We start from the raw sequence: 18682 nt of genomic DNA on the forward strand, positions 1-18682 counted from the left end.
TCGTCGACCGTGCGGAAGCCGTCCAGCATCTCCCGGAAGCGGTCCGGGCCGATGGCGATCATCAGCGACAGACCGATCGCCGAGTCGAAGGAGTACCGGCCGCCGACCCAGTCCCAGAACTCGAACATGTTGTCCGGGTCGATGCCGAACTCGGTGACCTTGTCCGCGTTCGTCGACAGGGCGACGAAGTGCCGGGCCACCGCCTTCTCGTCGCCGAGCCCGGCCGGTCCGTTCAGCAGCCAGTCGCGGGCCGAGGTGGCGTTGGTGACCGTCTCGATGGTGGTGAAGGTCTTCGAGGCGACGATGAACAGCGTCTCGGCCGGGTCCAGGTCGCGGGTGGCCTCGTGCAGGTCGGAGCCGTCCACGTTGGACACGAAACGGACCGTCAACTCGCGTGCCCCGTACGGACGCAGCGCGTCGTACGCCATCGCGGGCCCGAGATCGGAGCCGCCGATGCCGATGTTGACGACGTTGCGGATCCGCTTGCCCGTGTGACCCGTCCACTCACCCGAGCGGACCCGCTCGGCGAACGCGGCCATCTTGTCGAGCACCGCGTGCACACCGGGCACGACGTTCTCGCCGTCGACCTCGATCACCGCGTCGCGCGGCGCGCGCAGCGCGGTGTGCAGCACCGCCCGCTGCTCCGTCGTGTTGATCTTCTCGCCGCGGAACATGGCGTCCCGCAGCCCGAAGACATCGGTGGCGGCGGCCAGTTCGCGCAGCAGCCGCAGGGTCTCGTCGGTGATCAGGTGCTTGGAGTAGTCGATGCGCAGGTCACCGACGCGCACCACATACCGCTCGGCGCGGTCCGGGTCGTCGGCGAACAGCTCGCGCAGATGCGCCTGCCAGGCGGCGCGGTGGTCCTCCAGGGCCGTCCACTCGGGACGCCGGGTGAGCCGGGTGGATTCGGACATCTCAGGCGTTCTCCTCGGTGTCCTCGCCGCGCAGGGCGACGGCGTACATCTCGTCCGCGTCGAGGCGCCGCAGCTCCTCGGCGATGAGTTCGGAAGTGGGGCGCACCTTCAGGGCGAGGGTGCGCGGCGGCTGGCCCGGCAGGGTCAGGGTGGCGAGCGGGCCCTCGGGCCGGTCGATGACGATCTCGCCCTTCTCGGTGCCGAGCCGGACCCCGGTGACGACCGGACCGGCGGTCTCCACCCGCTCGACCGTCACATGCAGCCGGGCCTCCAGCCAGCGGGCCAGCAGCTCGGCGCTGGGGTTGTCGGCCTCGCTCTCCACGGCCGCCGAGGTGATGGGCAGCCGGGCCTGGTCGAGGGCGGCGGCCAGCATGGACCGCCACGGGGTGAGCCGGGTCCAGGCGAGGTCGGTGTCGCCGGGCGCGTACGAGCGGGCGCGGGCCTCCAGGGCCTTCAGGGGCCGCTCGACGGCGTACATGTCGGTGATCCTGCGCTGGGCCAGCGCGCCCAGCGGGTCCTTGGCGGGCACCTCGGGCGCGTCCACCGGCCACCACACGACCACGGGCGCGTCGGGCAGCAGCAGCGGCAGCACCACCGAGTCGGCGTGGTCGGACACCTCGCCGTAGGTGCGCAGCACGACGGTCTCGCCGGTGCCGGCCTCCGAGCCGACCCGGACCTCGGCGTCCAGCCGGGACCGGGTGCGCTCGCGCGGGGTGCGGGCGTGCCGCTTGATCACGACCAGGGTGCGCGAGGGATGCTCGTGGGAGGCCTGCTCGGCCGCCTTGATGGAGTCGTAGGCGTTCTCCTCGTCCGTGACGATCACCATCGTGAGGACCATGCCGACGGCCGGGGTGCCGATGGCGCGGCGGCCCTGCACGAGCGCCTTGTTGATCTTGCTTGCCGTGGTGTCGGTCAGGTCGATCTTCATGGCCTGCGCCAGCTCCGTCCGTCTCGTGCGAGCATCTCGTCGGCTTCCTTCGGTCCCCAGCTGCCCGACGCGTACTGGGCGGGCCTGCCGTGCGTGGCCCAGTACTCCTCGATCGGGTCGAGGATCCTCCAGGACTCTTCCACTTCCTGGTGACGGGGGAACAGGTTGGCGTCGCCGAGCAGCACGTCCAGGATCAGCCGCTCGTAGGCCTCCGGGCTGGACTCGGTGAAGGACTCGCCGTAGGCGAAGTCCATCGTCACGTCCCGGATCTCCATCGAGGTGCCCGGCACCTTGGAGCCGAAGCGGACCGTGACGCCCTCGTCGGGCTGGACGCGGATGACGATGGCGTTCTGGCCCAGCTCCTCGGTGGCCGTCGCGTCGAAGGGGGAGTGCGGGGCCCGCTGGAAGACGACCGCGATCTCCGTCACCCGCCGGCCGAGCCGCTTGCCGGTGCGCAGGTAGAACGGGACGCCCGCCCAGCGGCGGTTGTCGACGCCGAGCTTGACCGCCGCGTAGGTGTCGGTGGTGGAGTCGGGGTCGATGCCGTCCTCCTCCAGGTAGCCGCGCACCTTCGCGCCGCCCTGCCACGCCGGCGCGTACTGTCCGCGCACGGTGTGCCGGCCCAGGTCCTCCGGGAGGCGGACGGCCTTCAGCACCTTCAGCTTCTCGGTGAGCAGCGACTCGGCGTCGAACGCGGCCGGTTCCTCCATGGCGGTGAGCGCCATCAGCTGCAGCAGGTGGTTCTGGATGACGTCACGTGCCGAGCCGATGCCGTCGTAGTAGCCGGCCCGGCCGCCGATGCCGATGTCCTCGGCCATCGTGATCTGCACGTGGTCGACGTACGACCGGTTCCAGATCGGTTCGAACATCTGGTTGGCGAAGCGCAGCGCCAGGATGTTCTGGACGGTCTCCTTGCCCAGGTAGTGGTCGATCCGGAAGACCTGGTCCGGCTCGAACACGTCGTGCACGATCGCGTTCAGCTCGCAGGCGCTCTTCAGGTCGTGACCGAACGGCTTCTCGATGACCGCGCGCCGCCAGGAGCCCTCCGGGGCGTCCGCCAGACCGTGCTTCTTCAGCTGCTGCACGACCTTCGGGAAGAACTTCGGCGGTACGGAGAGATAGAAGGCGTAGTTGCCGCTGGTGCCGCGGGAGGCGTCCAGCTCCTCCACCGACTTGCGCAGCTGCTCGAACGCCTCGTCGTCGTCGAAGTCGCCGGGGATGAACCGCATGCCCTCGGCGAGCTGCTGCCAGACCTCCTCGCGGAACGGGGTGCGGGAGTGCTCGCGCACCGCGTCGTGCACCACCTCGGCGAAGTCCTGGTTCTCCCAGTCCCGGCGGGCGAACCCGACGAGGGAGAAGCCCGGCGGCAGCAGGCCGCGGTTGGCCAGGTCGTAGACGGCCGGCATCAGCTTCTTGCGGGACAGGTCGCCGGTGACACCGAAGATGACGAGCCCGGACGGGCCCGCGATCCGCGGCAGCCGGCGGTCGCGCACATCACGCAGCGGGTTGGTCCAGCCGGCCGCCGGTGCGGCCGGCGCTTCGAGCGGCTTCTGGCTCATTTACGCGTCAGCTCCCTTGCTCAGCAGGGACTTCGTCACCGCGTCCAGCAGGTCCTGCCACGCGGTCTCGAACTTGGCGACTCCCTCGTCCTCCAGCTGCTGGACGATCTCGTCGTAGGAGATGCCCAGCCGCTCCACGGCCGCGAGGTCGGCGCGGGCCTGGGCGTAGCCGCCGGTGACCGTGTCGCCGGTGATCTCGCCGTGGTCGCGGACCGCGTCCAGGGTGGCCTCGGGCATGGTGTTGACCGTGCCGGGGGCGACCAGTTCGTCGACGTACAGAGTGTCCTTGTACGCCGGGTCCTTCACCCCCGTCGACGCCCACAGCGGGCGCTGCTTGTTGGCCTTCGCGCCGGCCAGGGCCAGCCAGCGGTCGCCGCCGAAGACCTCCTCGTACGCGGCGTAGGCCAGCCGCGCGTTGGCGAGCGCCGCCCGGCCCTTCAGGGCGAGCGCCTCCTCGGTGCCGAGGACGGTCAGCCGCTTGTCGATCTCGCTGTCGACGCGGGAGACGAAGAAGGAGGCCACGGAGTGGATGGTGCTCAGGTCGCGGCCCGCCCGCTGCGCCTTCTCCAGGCCCGCGAGGTAGGCGTCCATGACCTCCCGGTAGCGCTCCAGCGAGAAGATCAGCGTGACGTTGACGCTGATGCCCTGGGCGACGACCTCGGTGATCGCGGGCAGACCGGCCCTCGTCGCCGGGATCTTGATCATCACGTTGGGGCGGTCGACCAGCCAGGCCAGCTGCTTGGCCTCGGCGACGGTCGCCCCGGTGTCGTGCGCGAGGCGCGGGTCGACCTCGATGGAGACCCGCCCGTCCCGGCCGCCGGTGGCCCGGTACACGGGCTCCAGGACGTCGGCGGCGGCCCGTACGTCGGCGGTCGTCATCATCCGCACGGCCTCGTCGACCGTCACCCCCCTCACGGCCAGCTCCGCCAGCTGCTCCTCGTACCCGGCGCCGGAGCCGATGGCGGCCTGGAAGATGGACGGGTTGGTGGTCACGCCCACCACATGGCTCGTCTCCACGAGTTCGGCGAGGTTGCCGGACGCGATCCGGCCGCGGGACAGGTCGTCCAGCCAGATCGACACGCCCTGCTCGGACAGGCGCTTGAGGGCTCCCGCACTCGCGGTTGCTTCGGTCACTGTGATCATCTTCTTTCTGCGGTCGGATCAACCGCGTGCGGCGGCCAGGGATTCCCGGGCGGCGGCGACGACGTGGTCGGCGGTGAAGCCGTAGGCGGCGAACAGGGTCTCGGCGTCGGCGGAGGCACCGAAGTGTTCGAGGGAGACGATGCGTCCTGCGTCACCTGTGAACCGGTACCACGTCAGGCCCACCCCGGCTTCCACCGCGACACGAGCCCGCACGGACGGCGGAAGGACGCTGTCGCGGTAGCCCCGGTCCTGCTCCTCGAACCACTCCACGCACGGCATCGACACCACCCGCGTCGGCACACCGGAGGCCTGCAGCCGCTCGCGCGCCTCGACGGCGAGCCGCACCTCGGAGCCGGTGGCGATGAGGATCACCCGCGGCTCGCCGCCGTCGGCCTCGCGCAGCACGTAGCCGCCGCGGGCCGCCTCCTCGTGGGGCTCGTACGTCGGTACGCCCTGACGGGTGAGGGCGAGCCCGTGCGGGGCGGGATCGGTGGCGTGCCGGCGCAGGATCTCGCGCCAGGCGATGGCGGTCTCGTTGGCGTCGGCCGGGCGGACCACGTTCAGACCGGGGATGGCGCGCAGCGCGGCCAGGTGCTCGACCGGCTGGTGGGTCGGCCCGTCCTCGCCGAGACCGATGGAGTCGTGCGTCCACACGTACGTCACCGGCAGCTGCATCAGCGCGGACATGCGTACCGCGTTGCGCATGTAGTCGGAGAACACCAGGAACGTACCGCCGTAGACGCGGGTGTTGCCGTGCAGCGCGATGCCGTTCATCTCCGCGGCCATCGAGAACTCGCGGATGCCGAAGTGGATCGTGCGGCCGTACGGGTCCGCCTCCGGCAGCGGGTTGCCCTCCGGGAGGAAGGAGCTGGTCTTGTCGATGGTGGTGTTGTTGGAGCCCGCGAGGTCGGCGGAGCCGCCCCACAGCTCGGGGATGACCTCGCCCAGCGCCTGGAGCACCTTCCCGGACGCGGCACGCGTGGCGACGGACTTGCCCGGCTCGAAGACCGGCAGCCGCTCCTCCCAGCCCGCGGGCAGCTCGCCCTTGCTGATCCGGTCGAACTCGGCGGCGCGCTCGGGGTGGGCGTCGCGCCAGGCGGCGATCCGCTTGTCCCAGGCGGCGTGCGTCTCGGCGCCGCGGTCCAGCGCCCGGCGGGTGTGGGCCAGCACCTCGTCGGCGACCTCGAAGGTCTTCTCCGGGTCGAAGCCGAGGAGCCGCTTGGTGGCGGCGACCTCCGCCTCGCCCAGCGCGGAGCCGTGCGCGGCCTCGGTGTTCCGCGCGTTCGGCGCGGGCCAGGCGATGATCGTGCGCATCGCGATGAGGGACGGCCGCCCGGTCTCGGCCCGCGCCGCCGTCAGCGCCGCGTACAGGGCGTGCACGTCGATGTCGCCGTCCTCGGCGGGCTCGATCCGCTGGGTGTGCCAGCCGTAGGCCTCGTACCGCTTCAGCACGTCCTCGGAGAACGCGGTCGCGGTGTCGCCCTCGATCGAGATGTGGTTGTCGTCGTAGAGGAAGACCAGGTTGCCCAGCTTCTGGTGCCCGGCGAACGAGGAGGCCTCGGCGGACACGCCCTCCTGCAGGTCACCGTCGGAGACGATCGCCCAGATGGTGTGGTCGAACGGCGACTCGCCGGCCGGGGCGTCCGGGTCGAACAGGCCGCGCTCGTAGCGGGCGGCCATCGCCATCCCTACGGCGTTGGCCACGCCCTGGCCGAGCGGGCCGGTCGTGGTCTCCACCCCGGCGGTGTGCCCGTACTCGGGGTGGCCGGGCGTCTTCGAGCCGTGGGTGCGGAAGGCCTTCAGGTCGTCCAGGGACACCTCGTACCCGGCCAGGTACAGCTGGGTGTAGAGCGTCAGCGAGGTGTGGCCGGGGGAGAGGACGAAGCGGTCACGGCCCGTCCACTCGGGGTCGGCGGGGTCGTGCCGCATCAGCTTCTGAAAGATCGTGTACGCGGCGGGGGCGAGGCTCATGGCGGTGCCCGGGTGGCCGTTCCCGACCCGCTGCACGGCGTCGGCCGCCAGCAGGCGCGCGGTGTCGACGGCACGCCGGTCCAGGTCGGTCCACTCGAGGCCGTCGGTTGTCTGCGTGCTCATCTGATCGCAGTCCCCTTCAAAAAGTCATTGAATCCGCTTGTATTCGCTGGTCAGCCGCGTTCGACTCTAAAAGTCTGACTTTTTCGCAGGAAGGTCCGGGTGTGTCAGCCTGTGGTGAAAGTGGGACACCCAGACGGCACAGCGCGCGACCGAGGCGGCACAAGAACGACATGGCGGACAGAACCCGGCACGACGGCGACGACGACGGCATCAGGACCTTCGCCTTCCCCGCCGACCGCAGCATCAGCGGCGTCGGCATGCAGGTCGGCCCGATGGGCACCGGCCACACCTGGCACTCCGAGGCACCGCGCGGCCGCGTCCACCGCATCGACTTCCACGTCGTGATGGTCTTCGCTGCCGGCCCCGTACGCCACATGATCGACTTCACCGAGTACGAGGCGACGGCCGGCGACGTGCTGTGGATCCGCCCGGGACAGGTGCACCGTTTCACGACCACGAGCGAGTACCGCGGAACCGTCCTCACCATGCAGCCCGGTTTCCTGCCCCGCGCCACCGTCGAGGCCACCGGCCTGTACCGCTACGACCTGCCGCCCCTGCTCCACCCCGACCCGCCACGACTCGCCGCCCTGCAGGCCTCCCTCGCCCAGCTGCGCCGCGAGTACGAGGACACCGCCACCCTCCCCCTCGGCCTGCACACCGCCGTACTGCGCCACTCCCTCACCGCGTTCCTGCTGCGCCTCGCCCATCTCGCGGCCGGCTCCGTGGAGCCGTCCCCGCAGCACACCGACACCACGTTCACCCTCTTCCGGGACGCCGTCGAGGCGGGCTTCGCCACCAACCACAGCGTCAGCGCCTACGCCGACGCGCTCGGCTACTCCCGCCGCACCCTCGTCCGCGCGGTGCGCGCCGCGACCGGCGAGACGCCGAAGGCCTTCATCGACAAGCGGGTGGTGCTGGAGGCCAAGCGCCTGCTCGCCCACACCGACCTGCCCATCGGCCGGGTGGGCGCCGCGGTCGGCTTCCCCGACGCGGCGAACTTCTCCAAGTTCTTCCACCAGCACACGGACATGACGCCGGCGGCGTTCCGCGCGGAGCTGAGATGACCGCAGGACGGGCGCCGACGACGCGAAAAGGGGCTCCACGCGCGCGTGGAGCCCCTTTTCCGGGGAGGCCGGCCGCCGTCAGCGGCCGAAGTGGAACCAGTTCACGTTCACGAAGTCCGCGGGCTGTCCGCTGGTGAACGTCAGATACACGTCGTGCGTGCCGGTGACCGAGGAGATGTTCGCCGGGATGGTGCGCCACGACTGCCAGCCGCCCGTGTTGCCGACCGCGAAGCTGCCGATCGGCGGGTTGCTCCGGCTGTCCAGCCGCACCTCGACCAGGCCGCTCACCCCGGAGGCCGCCCCGCTCGCGACCCGGGCGACGAACTGACGGGCGGGCGTGGAACCGAAGTTGACGCCCCGGTAGACCGTCCAGTCCCCGTTGGCGACGGCGCCGATGTTCTGGCCGCCGCCGGTGTCGGAGGTGGACTCGGTGATCACACCGGACTGGCCGTCGAACGACTCGGCCTGGATGGTGCTGTAGGCGTCACGGTTTCCGGTCGGCGGGGGAGTGGTACCGCCCCCGCCGGACGACAGCACCTGCACGTAGTCGACGACCATCGAGTGCCCGGGGACCGTGCCCGCGTCCGGACCGCCGCCGAAGGCGTCGGGGAAGCCGCCGCCCATCGCCACGTTGAGAATGATGAAGAAGCCGTGGTCGGTGGCGTTGGCCCAGGTCGTCGCGTCCACCTGGTTCTCGCGCACGGTGTGGTAGTTGACGCCGTCGACGTAGAAGCGGATCTCCTCCACGCTGGTCGAGCGGTCCCACTCCATGCGGTACGTGTGGAAGCCGGCCTGGCAGGTGGTGCCGGGACACGTGGTGGAGCCGCCGATGCCGCTGGTCTCGTTGCACGGGCCGCCCGGCGAGGTGCCGCAGTGCATCGTGGCCCACACGGTGTTCAGGCCCTGGGTGTTCTCCATGATGTCCAGCTCGCCGACCGCGGGCCAGTTCCAGTAGTTGCCCCGGTACGGCGCGCCCAGCATCCAGAACGCGGGCCAGTAACCCTTGGCGGCGGCGCCGGTGACGTTCGGCACCTGGATGCGCGCCTCGACGCGCAGCGTGCCGTTCGCCGGGGGCTGGAAGTCGGCGCGGTTGGTCTCGATCCGGCCGGAGGTCCAGCGGCCGGAGGCGTCCCGGCGCGGCGTGATGCGCAGGTTGCCGTTGCCGTCGAGGGAGACGTTGTCCCGGCTGGACGTCATCGTCTCGATCTCGCCGGTGCCCCAGTTGGCGGGGCCGCCCGGGTAGCCGGTGCCGGTCGCGTACTGCCAGTTGGCGGTGTTCACGCCGCTGCCCGCGGGGCCGTCGAAGTCGTCGGCGAAGACCTGCGTCCAGCCGGACGGGGGCGGTGGGGCCGCCGCCGTCGCGGAGGGCGCGGTGACCGTCGCCGCGGCCGCCGCCAGGCTCAGGACGCCGGCGACGGCGGTCAGCGCCCGCCGCAGCGGGAACCGTCTGTGCGGGGTGCCGGAGGTTGCACTCATGTGGGGGTGCCTCTCGGGTACGGAAGTGGATGCGCGGGTGTGCGCCGAGAGCGCCCCAGTGGGGCTGAGAGCGCTCTCAGAGTGCGCCCAATGTGCTCGCCGCCACCGTCGGCGTCAAGAGGTGAAACCGAGAAAGTCCTTGCCCGTCAGGGGAGTTCACTCCCTGAAGGGGGAGCGCACTCTCCCGAAGGGGGCAAACGGGGACGGGTCAGCCGCCGGTCTGCCGGTACGCGTACACGGTCGTCGCCACCGCGCACACTCCGGGCTGGATCATCTGCACCCGGAGCGTGCCGCTGCCGGTGTCGTAGTCGACGCCTTCCGTCTCGTAGGCGTCACCCGCGCACGCGCTGCGCTGCGGCACGGCGAACAGGCTGGTGACCGTCCCGGCGACGGGCGCGCCGTCCAGCGCGCGCTCCAGATCGACCTGGAGCAGCGGACGCGCCTCGGGGAAGTGGGTGCGGGTGGCGTCGTTGGAGGCGCACACCAGACGGGTGGCGGTCACGAAGTCGCAGCCCTGGATGTCCCGCACCGGCCGGTCCAGCGTGATCTGCCCGGCCTTCGGCAGCGTGCCGCCGGCCGCCGGGGTGCTCGGGTTGAGCAGCGGGGCGGGGAACACCTGGAGCCGGTGCTGCTCGCCCCACTCGCCGGCCACCAGCCACCGCGCGTCGGGCGAGACGGCGGCGAAGGAGTTGTTCACCTTCTCGCCCTGGCTCAGCGGATGGACGTACTCGTAGCGCTTCCCGGCCGGGGTGGTCACCGCGAACATCTTCGACGTGGCCGTGTCGGCGCCCTGGTAGGCGTCCACGACATGGCCGCGCGCGATGTCCGGGTCCCCGACGTGGTTCCAGCCCTTCAGCCGCAGGCCCAGCGGGATGTCGGCGAGCCCCCGGTACAGCAGGGAGCCGTCCGCGTGGCTGGCGAGCCCCTGGCCGCCGCCGAGGGTGTCGGTGTACGCCGTCGCGGTCTCCGTCCAGGCCGGCGCGCCCGCGGCGGAGGCGGTGCCCGCGCCCAGGGCGAGCGCGGCGGTGACGGCGGCCAGGGTGCACAGTTGACGTCTCATCAGACTCCTGTCCGAGCGTGGGAGATGGCGTCTCGCATCGAACCACGGACCGGCCCGCCGGTCACCGTGGCGGGCGCGGCGGGACCCGGCGAGTACTGTGCACACCGTGCCGGGCGCGGCAGGTGGGCCCGGCCGGCAGGTGCGAAGAAGGCGGGAGCGGCGTGAGGCTGACGATTCTGGGCGGCGGCGGATTCCGGGTGCCGCTGGTGTACGGGGCGCTTCTCGGGGACCGGGGCGAGGGACGGGTGACTCAGGTCGTCCTCCAGGACACCGACGCCGGCCGGCTGCGCGCGGTCTCCCGGGTGCTGGCGGAACAGGCCGCCGACGTCCCGGACGCCCCCGCGGTCACCGCCACCACCGACCTCGACGACGCCCTGCGCGGCGCCGACTTCGTCTTCTCCGCGATCCGCGTCGGCGGCCTGGAGGGGCGCGCGCACGACGAGCGGGTCGCCCTCGCGGAAGGGGTGCTCGGCCAGGAGACGGTCGGCGCCGGAGGCATCGCCTACGGTCTGCGGACGGTCCCCGTCGCGGTGGACATCGCCCACCGCGTCGCCCGCCTCGCGCCGGACGCGTGGGTCATCAACTTCACCAACCCGGCCGGCCTGGTCACCGAGGCCATGTCCCGGGCGCTCGGCGACCGCGTCATCGGCATCTGTGACTCACCGGTCGGCCTCGGCCGCCGTATCGCCCGCGTCCTCGGCGTCACCGACCCGGCCGAGGCGTGGATCGACTACGTCGGCCTCAACCACCTCGGCTGGGTGCGCGGCCTGCGGGTGGGCGGCCGCGACGAACTGCCGCGGCTGCTGGCCGACCCGGCGCTGCTCGGCTCCTTCGAGGAGGGCAAGCTGTTCGGCGCCGACTGGCTGCGGGCGCTGGGCGCGATCCCCAACGAGTACCTGCACTACTACTACTTCAACCGCGAGGCCGTGCGCGCCTACCAGGAGGCCGAGCGCACCCGCGGCGCCTTCCTGCGCGACCAGCAGGCCCGCTTCTACGCCGAGGCCGGCGACCCGGCCGTCTCCGCGCTGGCCGCCTGGGACCGCACCCGCGCCGAACGCGAGGCCACCTACATGGCGGAGAACCGGGAGGCCGCCGGGGCCGGCGAGCGCGACGCCGACGACCTGTCCGGCGGCTACGAGAAGGTCGCCCTCGCCCTGATGCGGGCGATCGCCCGCGACGAGCGCACCACGCTCATCCTCAACGTCCGCAACCGCTCCACCCTCTCCGCGCTCGACGCCGACGCGGTGATCGAGGTGCCCTGCCTGGTCGACGCGAACGGCGCCCACCCGGTCGCCGTCGACCCGCTGCCCGGCCACGCCACCGCACTGGTCTGCTCGGTCAAGGCGGTCGAACGGGAGATCCTGACCGCCGCCGAGACCGGCTCCCGCGCCACCGCCGTCAAGGCGTTCGCCCTGCACCCGCTCGTCGACTCGGTGACCGTGGCCCGCCGCCTCGTCGACGCCTACACAGCCGTCCACCCCGGCCTCGCCTACCTCGCCCGGCGCTGACGCCCCGCGCCGGCCCCCGCCTCTGAAGGGTGTGGCGCACGTCACATCGCTGTGTGGAACTCCGCGCCGGGCATCGGCGAACAGCAGGAGACCATCCCACGGCTCCTCAGAAGGCAGGACATGCAGCACAGAGGCAGGACGTGACGCTCCTGCCGGACACCCGTACCGCTCAGGCCAGGGCAGCGGACCGGACCGGCAGCTCCGACAACTCGATCATCGAAAGGTCCCTGGAGACACCCGAGGCGTTCGCCGCGATCTTCGACCGCTACGCCGACGACATCCACCGCTACATCGCCCGACGCCTGGGCTCCGACACCGCGGACGACCTGACGGCGGAGACGTTCGTCATCGCCTTCCAGCGGCGCCGGCGCTACGACCCGGCCCACGGACACGCCCGGCCCTGGCTGTACGGCATCGCCACCAACCTGGTCGGCCGGCACCGCAGGGACGAGGCGCGCCGGCTCAAGGCCCTGTCCCGCCTGGCGTCCCTGGCACCCGGCCCGGAACACGATCGCCCGGAGGACGGGGTCACCGGCCGGCTCGGCGGCGCCGTGGCGGACGGCGCCCTGGCCGCCGCCCTCGCCGCGCTGCCCGCCCGCTACCGGGACGTGCTGCTGGTGATCGCCTGGGGCCAACTCGACTACGCGGAGGCGGCACGGGCCCTGGGCCTGCCCGTCGGCACGGTCCGCTCCCGGCTGCACCGGGCCCGCACCCGGCTGCGGAGGTCGCTCGGCGGCCCGGACCGCACTCCCGGCCCGGACCTCACTCCCTCCACCGCTTCCCGCAAGGAGACCGACCATGGATGAACTGACCAGGGTGCGCGCGTGGGACGCCGACGGCGGCGGACTGTCCGACGAGGCCCGCGCCGCCGCCCGGACCCGACTCCTCGCCGCGGTGGCCGCGGAGGACCGCGCCGCCGCCCCGGTCCGCCCGCTGAGCCGGCGCCTGGTGTTCCGGGCCGCGCTGGGGGGCGCGGCCGCCGCCGCGGTGGGCGCCGGCGTCGTCATGACGCGGGATGCCGGCTCCGCGCGCACACCCGCCCTGGAACCGGTCAGCGCCCAGGACGTGCTGCGGCGGGCCGCCGCGCGGACCCGCGCCCTGGGCAGCGACCTCCCCGTGCCGCGCGACGACCAGTACTTCTACACGCGGACCCACATCAGGCGGACGCCGCTGGAGACCGGCCGGACCAGGACGTGGACCGACGAGAGCTGGCTGTCGGTGGACGGGTCCAAGCCGTCCCTGCGCGAGGACCACGGGAAGGTCCACCGCGATCCCCCGCTCGGCGAGCACGAGGTGATCTGGCCCCCCACCGTCTACAGCGGGCTGCAGAAGATGCCGACCGACCCGGACAAGCTCCTGGACGTGCTCCGACTCGGCGACAAGGCGAGCCCCGAGTCGGACATGCACGTGTTCTTCGAGGGCTGCATGCTCCTGAAGGGCCCGCGCGTGATGCCCCCCGGCCTCCAGGCCGCCACCTTCGAAGCGCTGTCCAAGCTGCCCCGCATCCGCCTCGACCACGACGCCGTGGACGGGGCCGGCCGCGAAGCCGTCGGAGTCTCCTACCCCGACACGGAGTTCACGTTCCTCTTCGACCGGACCACGTACGACTACCTGGGGCTGCGCACCAAGGGCAGCGTGCCGGAGAAGGCCGACGGCAAGTGGATCCAGACCGGCTGGTACTACGAGACCCGGTCGCTGGAGGAGCTCCAGGTGGTCGACCGCATCGGGCAGCGCCGCTGAGCAGTCCTCCTCCCGGCGGGCGCCCCGGTCACAGCGGCAGCGCCTCGGCCGAGGCCGCCCCGGCGGGAGCGGGCACCGCCGGCAGCGGCACCGTCTCGTCCGCCCGCTGCTGCGGCAGCGAGAGCGGCCGCAGCAGCCGGGGTCCCGCCACCACCGTGTAGTCCTGCCCGAGGAACGGCGGGGTGATCTCGCCGGGGTCGTCCCCGAGCGCCATCCGCACCGCGGCCCACGGCGCGTTCACCCCGCACAGCGACAGCTGGTGCAGCCCGCCCGCGGGCCGCGTGTTCACATCCATCAGCACCGGACGGTCGCCGAACATCCGGAACTGGATGTTGGACAGATAGTGCAGCCCGAACCCCTCGGCGATCAGCCGCGCCGGCTCCAGCCACTGCTCGTGCAGGGTGAACCCGCGCCGGCGGCCGTTCTTCGTGCGGCCCACCGCCAGCCGCACCCGGTTGTCCGGACCGGTCAGGCAGTCCACCGACACCTCCGGCTGTTCCAGACGGGGCATCACCAGCCAGTCGACCGGCTCCTCCGCCTGCCGCATCGCCTCCACCACCAGGTCGAGCGGGACGTAAGGGCTCGGGAACCCGCTGAGGTGAACGAGCGAGAAGGGGGCGCGCGTTACGACGCGGAAGCCCACCCCGCCCGCACCGGACACCGGCTTGAAGCACGCCTTGTGCCCGGCCGCCTCCAACTCGTCGACGGCGGCGACGAGTTCGTCGGCGTCACGGACCCGCCACCACGGCGGCACCGGCACTCCGACGGCCTGCACGGCCTCGTAGGCGATCACCTTGTCCTCGAAGACGGCCACCGCCTGGGGAGGCGGCGCCAGCAGCGCCGTGCCGACCGCCTCGAACTCGGCGCGGTGCGCCACGATCGCCGCCTGGTGCAACCGCGGCACGAACACGTCGATCCCGCGCCGCGCGCACAGATCGAGGGCGAACTCCACGTACGCCGCCGGGGACAGGCCCTCGGGCTCCAGCTCCGCGGTGTCGGCGGCGGCCAGCACCGGCGAGTCCGGATCCGCGTGGGTCGCGTGGATCTCCACCGCCCGGTCGCTGGGATTTCGGCGCAGCTGATCCATGAAGAACACGTTCTCCGCGTACGTGCGGTTCAGCCAGACGCGTACGCGAGAGACCATGCAGGCCGCCTTTCACGGTTCGCGGGCACGGCGGAGCACGGCCGGCCCGGCCAGAGGGATGAAGGGAGGGACACCAAACCGCCCCCGGAAAGGGGGTTGAGACGGTGGTGTTGGGGCAGATCATACGGCTTTCCGGAGCCGTCGCGTGCAACGCGCGCGTTAAGGATCGTCCGATCACGCACACCGGGATCACGGATCCCGACAGACCCGCCCGCCTCTCCTTTCCCCGCCCCGCCGGCGGGGCGCGCCGAGCGGGCGGGTCACCCTTGCCCGACGCGGCGCGCGTGTGTTCTCGTGGTGCCGTCCGCGTGATCACGTGATCGAAGGGGGCCACAGTGACATCGACGGCCGGTGGTGCCGGGCAGCTGCTGGCCATCAGCGACCTGCACATCGGATACGAGGACAACCGGGCGCTGGTCGAGAAGCTGCGCCCCGGCACCGACGACGACTGGCTCCTGGTGGCCGGAGACGTCGCCGAGAAGGTCTCCTCCATCGAGTGGGCCCTGAAGACCCTCGCCGGACGCTTCCGCAAGGTCGTCTGGGTCCCCGGCAACCACGAGCTGTGGACCCACCCCTCGGACCCGGTCACCCTGCGCGGCGTCGCCCGCTACGAGCACCTGGTCGAGATGTGCCGCGGCCTCGGCGTCGTCACCCCCGAGGACCCCTACCCCGTCTGGGAGGGCCCCGGCGGCCCCGTCGCCGTCGCCCCGCTGTTCCTTCTCTACGACTACTCCTTCCTCCCCGCGGGCTGCGCGACCAAGGAGGAGGGACTGTCGTACGCGCACAAGACCGGCGTCGTGTGCAACGACGAGTACCTGCTCCACCCCGACCCCTACCCGACCCGCGACGACTGGTGCCGGGCCCGGGTCGCCGCGACCGAGGCCCGCCTCGCCGCGCTCCCCGATGACCTGCCGGTCGTCCTGGTCAACCACTGGCCGCTGGAGCGCCATCCGACCGAGGTGCTGTGGTACCCCGAGTTCGCCATGTGGTGCGGCACCCGGCTCACCGCCGACTGGCACCGCCGCTTCCCGGTCGCGGCCGTGGTCTACGGCCATCTGCACATCCCGCGGACCACCGTGCACGAGGGGGTCCGCTTCGAGGAGGTGTCGGTGGGATACCCCCGTGAATGGCGCAAGCGCCCGCAACCGCCGGGCCGGCCGCGCCGCATTCTCCCGACGGAGGCCTGAGCCGGTGATCGAGGAACTGCTGCCCGGCACGGTCGTCGCGGTCGAAGCCCACGGAACGGGTGAGACCGCCCCGCTCTTCCCCGAGGAAGAGGTGTTCGTGGCGCGCGCCGTGGCCAAGCGGCGCCGCGAGTTCACCGCCGTGCGCGCCTGCGCCCGCCGCGCCATGGAGAAACTGGGAGTGCCCCCGCAGGCCATCCTGCCCGGCGAACGGGGCGCGCCGCGGTGGCCCGACGGGCTGCTCGGCAGCATGACCCACTGCGACGGTTACTGCGCCGCCGCGCTGGTGCGCGCCACCGACCTGGCCTCCCTCGGCATAGACGCCGAACCGCACGCGCCGCTCCCGGACGGCGTGCTCGACGCCGTGGCCCTGCCCGCCGAGCGGGAGCGGCTGCGCCGGCTGGCCACCGCGCTGCCCGGACTGCGCGGCGACCGGCTGCTGTTCAGCGCCAAGGAGTCCGTCTACAAGGCGTGGTACCCGCTCACCGGGCGGTGGCTGGACTTCTCCGAGGCCGACATCGACATCACCGCCGACCCCGAGGACCCCGCCCGCGGCGCTTTCCGCGCCGAACTCCTCGTCCCCGGACCGCTGCTCGGCGACCGCCGCGTGGGCCACTTCGAGGGCCGCTGGACCGTGCGCCGGGGGCTGGTGGCGACGGCGGTGACGGTGCCCCACCCCTGAGCCGCACCGGTCCGCCTCGAACCCACGCCCCCTTGGCGTTCCCCCCCCGCGCCGGTGCTTTCCGCCCGGCGGGTCAGCAGCCGGGGCCGGGCGTCGCGGCGGGACCGTGCCCGGCCGGGCCGTACGCCTCGCGCACCACCGCGATCGGCGGGCACCAGCTGTGCAGCAGCCGGAAGAACGCCTCCTCGTTGCCGCTCAGGCCCGCCTCCGCGAGCGCCTGTTCCGCCTCGGCGAGCACGGCGGGCGGCACGACGGGCGGCCGGGGCGCCCCGTGCGGACCCGTCGCGCCGTCGAAGGCCGCCCGCACGGTGTGCAGCAGGCGCAGATAGGCCTGGACGGCGGCGCGCTCGCGGTCGGTCGGTACGACAGTGGACATCGGTCGGCTCTCCCCGTCTCGACAGCGTGCCCCGCACAGCGCGGGGCCTGTCTCCAGCTTGCCGCCCACCACTGACAATCGGGCCTCGCGCCCGCGCGGTTCGCCCGCTCAGCGGAGCCGAGACCACGGCGGTACGAGCCGGGAAAGCCTCCCTACGCCGGGCCGAACGGTCGACATCGCGCCCGCTGCGGGTTTGAACGCCGCATGTGACGTGACGTCAGCGACTGCCATGGCGACCGCGAGCGGTGCCGGGGGATCAGCTGTCCGGTCGCTTGACGCTCTCGAGAAGCATGTCCAGCCACTCGGCGACCTTGTCGCGGTGCTGGTCGGTGGGGAGTTGGGCCGCGCGCCAGGCGATGCCGCGCACCCCGTGGTCCTGCAGCAGCCGCTCCAGCGGGTCGTCGGCCGCGGCGGCCGCCTCGCGCTCACGGTCGGCCAGCTTCTGCAGCAGTTCCTGCTCGGTGCGCTGGAGGGCGCCCGCCAGGGCCTCGGGGTCCTCGGCCGTCAGGAAGCCCGCGTGCACCCGGAAGAAGCGCTGGATGGCGTCGCAGTGCTCCATGGTGGGGCGGCGGTCGCCGTTGATCAGCGCCCCGGCCTGCTGGCGGGACATGCCGGCCCCGTCGGCGATCTCCTGCTGGGTGTACCGGCGGCCGTTCGGCTTCAGCCGGGTGCGCCGCAGCAGGTCCAGCCGCTGGAGGAAGCGCGCCTGCACATCGGGCTCGCCGGCGGGCCGGCCGCGCAGCAGGTCCCTGACCACCGGCTCGGGGACACCGCAGGCGACGGACAGCCGGGCGGTGTCGAAGACCTCGGCGTGCGGCACGCCGAGCCGGTCGGCGAGCGCGGTGACGCGGGCGACCACGGCCGGCAGCACAGCCGTCGCCGTGGCGCCCGGAACCTCGTAGCCATCCGTCACCGGCAGGTCTCCTACGTCTCTCACAGGCTTCTCACAACTGGTTGCCGTGAACTTCCCGGAGATTAGCCGGTGCTTCGAACTCACATCCAGGTCTCGCCACAACTGTGGCCAATTTCAGCCGTCAACAGGCATGAAATGCCACGATAGTTGACACGCCTCGCGTCGGGGCCTCAGGATCAAGGCGCCGCGTGAAGGCCGCAGAGGCAAGAGGGGTGACCTCCCGATGGCATATCAGGCAGGAGGGCAGCGGTCCGAGCTGCGGCCCGTACCCGAGTGTCCCGAGGCCCAGGCGTACCTGGAGGATTACGCCGCACTGCTCCAGACCGTTCCCTTCCCGTCGGTCGTCGTCGACCGGGGATGGGACGTCGTCCTGGCCAACAACGCCTTCGAGTCACTTTTCCGGGGCGTGGGACCGCATCCGACGGCCATGCCGTGGGACAACTTCCTCAGATTCGTCCTGTTCCACCCCGACGCCGGCACGGTCCTCGGGGAGCACGAGGCGCGCTGGTGCCTGCCGATGCTGGCGCACTTCGCCGACGCCGTGGAGCGGCACGCGCAGGACTCCCGGCTCCAGGCGATCCGCCGGGAGATCGCCCAGGACCCCATCATGGAGGCCGCCTTCCGGCAAGGGCTGCCGCACTGGATCCGCGCGGTGGGCGACGCGGCCGTCGAACACGACGGCGCGATCCGCCCACTGCTGCACCCCGACCCCCGCTGGGGCGCCACCGACTGCCGTATCGTCGGCGAAACCCCCCGGACGCTGCAGAGGCTGGGCTACACCCGGCTGACGCTGGTGATGCGACAGCCGCGCCGCGCGGCGTCCGCCTCGCGCCGGCGCGCCGGCGTCCGCCGCGCGGCGGGCCACCTCAGCGTGGTCCCCGCCCCCGAGGCCTGACC

15 protein-coding genes and 2 pseudogenes are annotated in these 18682 nt (G+C 72.4%); 7 read left to right on the forward strand and 10 right to left on the reverse strand.

All coding sequences use genetic code 11. The features are described from left to right. The 5 genes and pseudogenes from AB0K92_RS32305 to tkt form a co-directional block, all read right to left on the reverse strand. A pseudogene (locus tag AB0K92_RS32305) lies at window positions 1-914 on the reverse strand (glucose-6-phosphate isomerase); the annotation flags it as partial. 1 nt (window position 915) lies between these two features. Next, the gene (opcA, locus tag AB0K92_RS32310) at window positions 916-1842 is read right to left on the reverse strand and encodes a glucose-6-phosphate dehydrogenase assembly protein OpcA (protein ID WP_365928835.1); all 927 of its coding nucleotides are present in this window, start codon (window positions 1840-1842) and stop codon (window positions 916-918) included. After that, window positions 1839-3401, reverse strand: a complete 1563-nt coding sequence (gene zwf / locus AB0K92_RS32315) for a glucose-6-phosphate dehydrogenase (protein ID WP_166003360.1) — start codon at window positions 3399-3401, stop codon at window positions 1839-1841. Before zwf ends, opcA begins: the two co-directional genes overlap by 4 nt. Beyond that, complete coding sequence (gene tal / locus AB0K92_RS32320; protein ID WP_365928836.1) at window positions 3402-4544, reverse strand: transaldolase; 1143 nt, start codon at window positions 4542-4544, stop codon at window positions 3402-3404. An 18-nt stretch (window positions 4545-4562) separates the two neighbouring features. Beyond that, a complete protein-coding gene (gene tkt, locus AB0K92_RS32325; RefSeq protein WP_365928837.1) occupies window positions 4563-6638 on the reverse strand; it encodes a transketolase in 2076 nt (691 codons plus the stop codon). Window positions 6639-6808: 170 nt separating this feature from the next. On the opposite strand from tkt, the gene AB0K92_RS32330 reads away from it, so the two are divergent. Beyond that, a complete protein-coding gene (locus tag AB0K92_RS32330) occupies window positions 6809-7702 on the forward strand; it encodes an AraC family transcriptional regulator (protein WP_365928838.1) in 894 nt (297 codons plus the stop codon). Window positions 7703-7780: 78 nt separating this feature from the next. Here the strand turns inward: AB0K92_RS32330 and AB0K92_RS32335 are convergent, their stop codons facing one another. Together AB0K92_RS32335 and AB0K92_RS32340 are read right to left on the reverse strand one after the other, a co-directional pair. Beyond that, entirely contained in the window at window positions 7781-9178 is a 1398-nt protein-coding gene (locus AB0K92_RS32335; protein ID WP_365928839.1) for a glycoside hydrolase family 16 protein, read from the reverse strand. A gap of 208 nt (window positions 9179-9386) precedes the next feature. Further along, window positions 9387-10238, reverse strand: a complete 852-nt coding sequence (locus tag AB0K92_RS32340) for a hypothetical protein (protein WP_365928840.1) — start codon at window positions 10236-10238, stop codon at window positions 9387-9389. 161 nt (window positions 10239-10399) lie between these two features. Here AB0K92_RS32340 and AB0K92_RS32345 point away from each other — a divergent pair, with 161 nt between their 5' ends. From AB0K92_RS32345 to AB0K92_RS32355, 3 genes are all read left to right on the forward strand, one after another. Continuing rightward, window positions 10400-11746, forward strand: a complete 1347-nt coding sequence (locus AB0K92_RS32345; RefSeq protein WP_365928841.1) for a 6-phospho-beta-glucosidase — start codon at window positions 10400-10402, stop codon at window positions 11744-11746. Between the two features lie 140 nt (window positions 11747-11886). Further along, entirely contained in the window at window positions 11887-12552 is a 666-nt protein-coding gene (locus tag AB0K92_RS32350) for an RNA polymerase sigma factor (RefSeq protein WP_365928843.1), read from the forward strand. After that, window positions 12545-13486 carry a CU044_5270 family protein gene (locus AB0K92_RS32355; protein ID WP_365928844.1) on the forward strand — a complete coding sequence of 314 codons (942 nt, stop codon included), beginning with the start codon at window positions 12545-12547 and terminating at the stop codon, window positions 13484-13486. The genes AB0K92_RS32350 and AB0K92_RS32355 overlap by 8 nt, the downstream gene beginning before the upstream one ends. Window positions 13487-13514: 28 nt before the next feature. Here the strand turns inward: AB0K92_RS32355 and AB0K92_RS32360 are convergent, their stop codons facing one another. Further along, window positions 13515-14630 (reverse strand): ATP-grasp domain-containing protein, encoded by a 1116-nt coding sequence (locus AB0K92_RS32360; RefSeq protein WP_365928845.1) that lies wholly within the window; start codon window positions 14628-14630, stop codon window positions 13515-13517. Window positions 14631-14965: 335 nt separating this feature from the next. Between AB0K92_RS32360 and AB0K92_RS32365 the strand changes: the two genes are divergently transcribed. Both AB0K92_RS32365 and AB0K92_RS32370 read left to right on the forward strand, forming a co-directional pair. Next, window positions 14966-15817, forward strand: a complete 852-nt coding sequence (locus tag AB0K92_RS32365) for a metallophosphoesterase (RefSeq protein WP_365928846.1) — start codon at window positions 14966-14968, stop codon at window positions 15815-15817. 4 nt (window positions 15818-15821) lie between these two features. Beyond that, window positions 15822-16496: a 4'-phosphopantetheinyl transferase superfamily protein gene (locus AB0K92_RS32370; protein WP_365928847.1), complete on the forward strand. Its 675-nt coding sequence runs from the start codon at window positions 15822-15824 to the stop codon at window positions 16494-16496. A gap of 148 nt (window positions 16497-16644) precedes the next feature. Here AB0K92_RS32370 and AB0K92_RS32375 read toward each other — a convergent pair. Next, window positions 16645-16872 (reverse strand): annotated as a pseudogene (locus AB0K92_RS32375) (hypothetical protein); the annotation flags it as partial. Between the two features lie 256 nt (window positions 16873-17128). Continuing rightward, the gene (locus AB0K92_RS32380; RefSeq protein ID WP_166003381.1) at window positions 17129-17785 is read right to left on the reverse strand and encodes a helix-turn-helix transcriptional regulator; all 657 of its coding nucleotides are present in this window, start codon (window positions 17783-17785) and stop codon (window positions 17129-17131) included. Window positions 17786-18008: 223 nt separating this feature from the next. On the opposite strand from AB0K92_RS32380, the gene AB0K92_RS32385 reads away from it, so the two are divergent. Then, the gene (locus AB0K92_RS32385) at window positions 18009-18680 is read left to right on the forward strand and encodes a hypothetical protein (RefSeq protein ID WP_365928848.1); all 672 of its coding nucleotides are present in this window, start codon (window positions 18009-18011) and stop codon (window positions 18678-18680) included. Window positions 18681-18682: the final 2 nt, after the last annotated feature.

The organism is Streptomyces sp. NPDC052687 (assembly GCF_040678395.1).
In the GTDB taxonomy this organism is placed as follows: domain Bacteria; phylum Actinomycetota; class Actinomycetes; order Streptomycetales; family Streptomycetaceae; genus Streptomyces.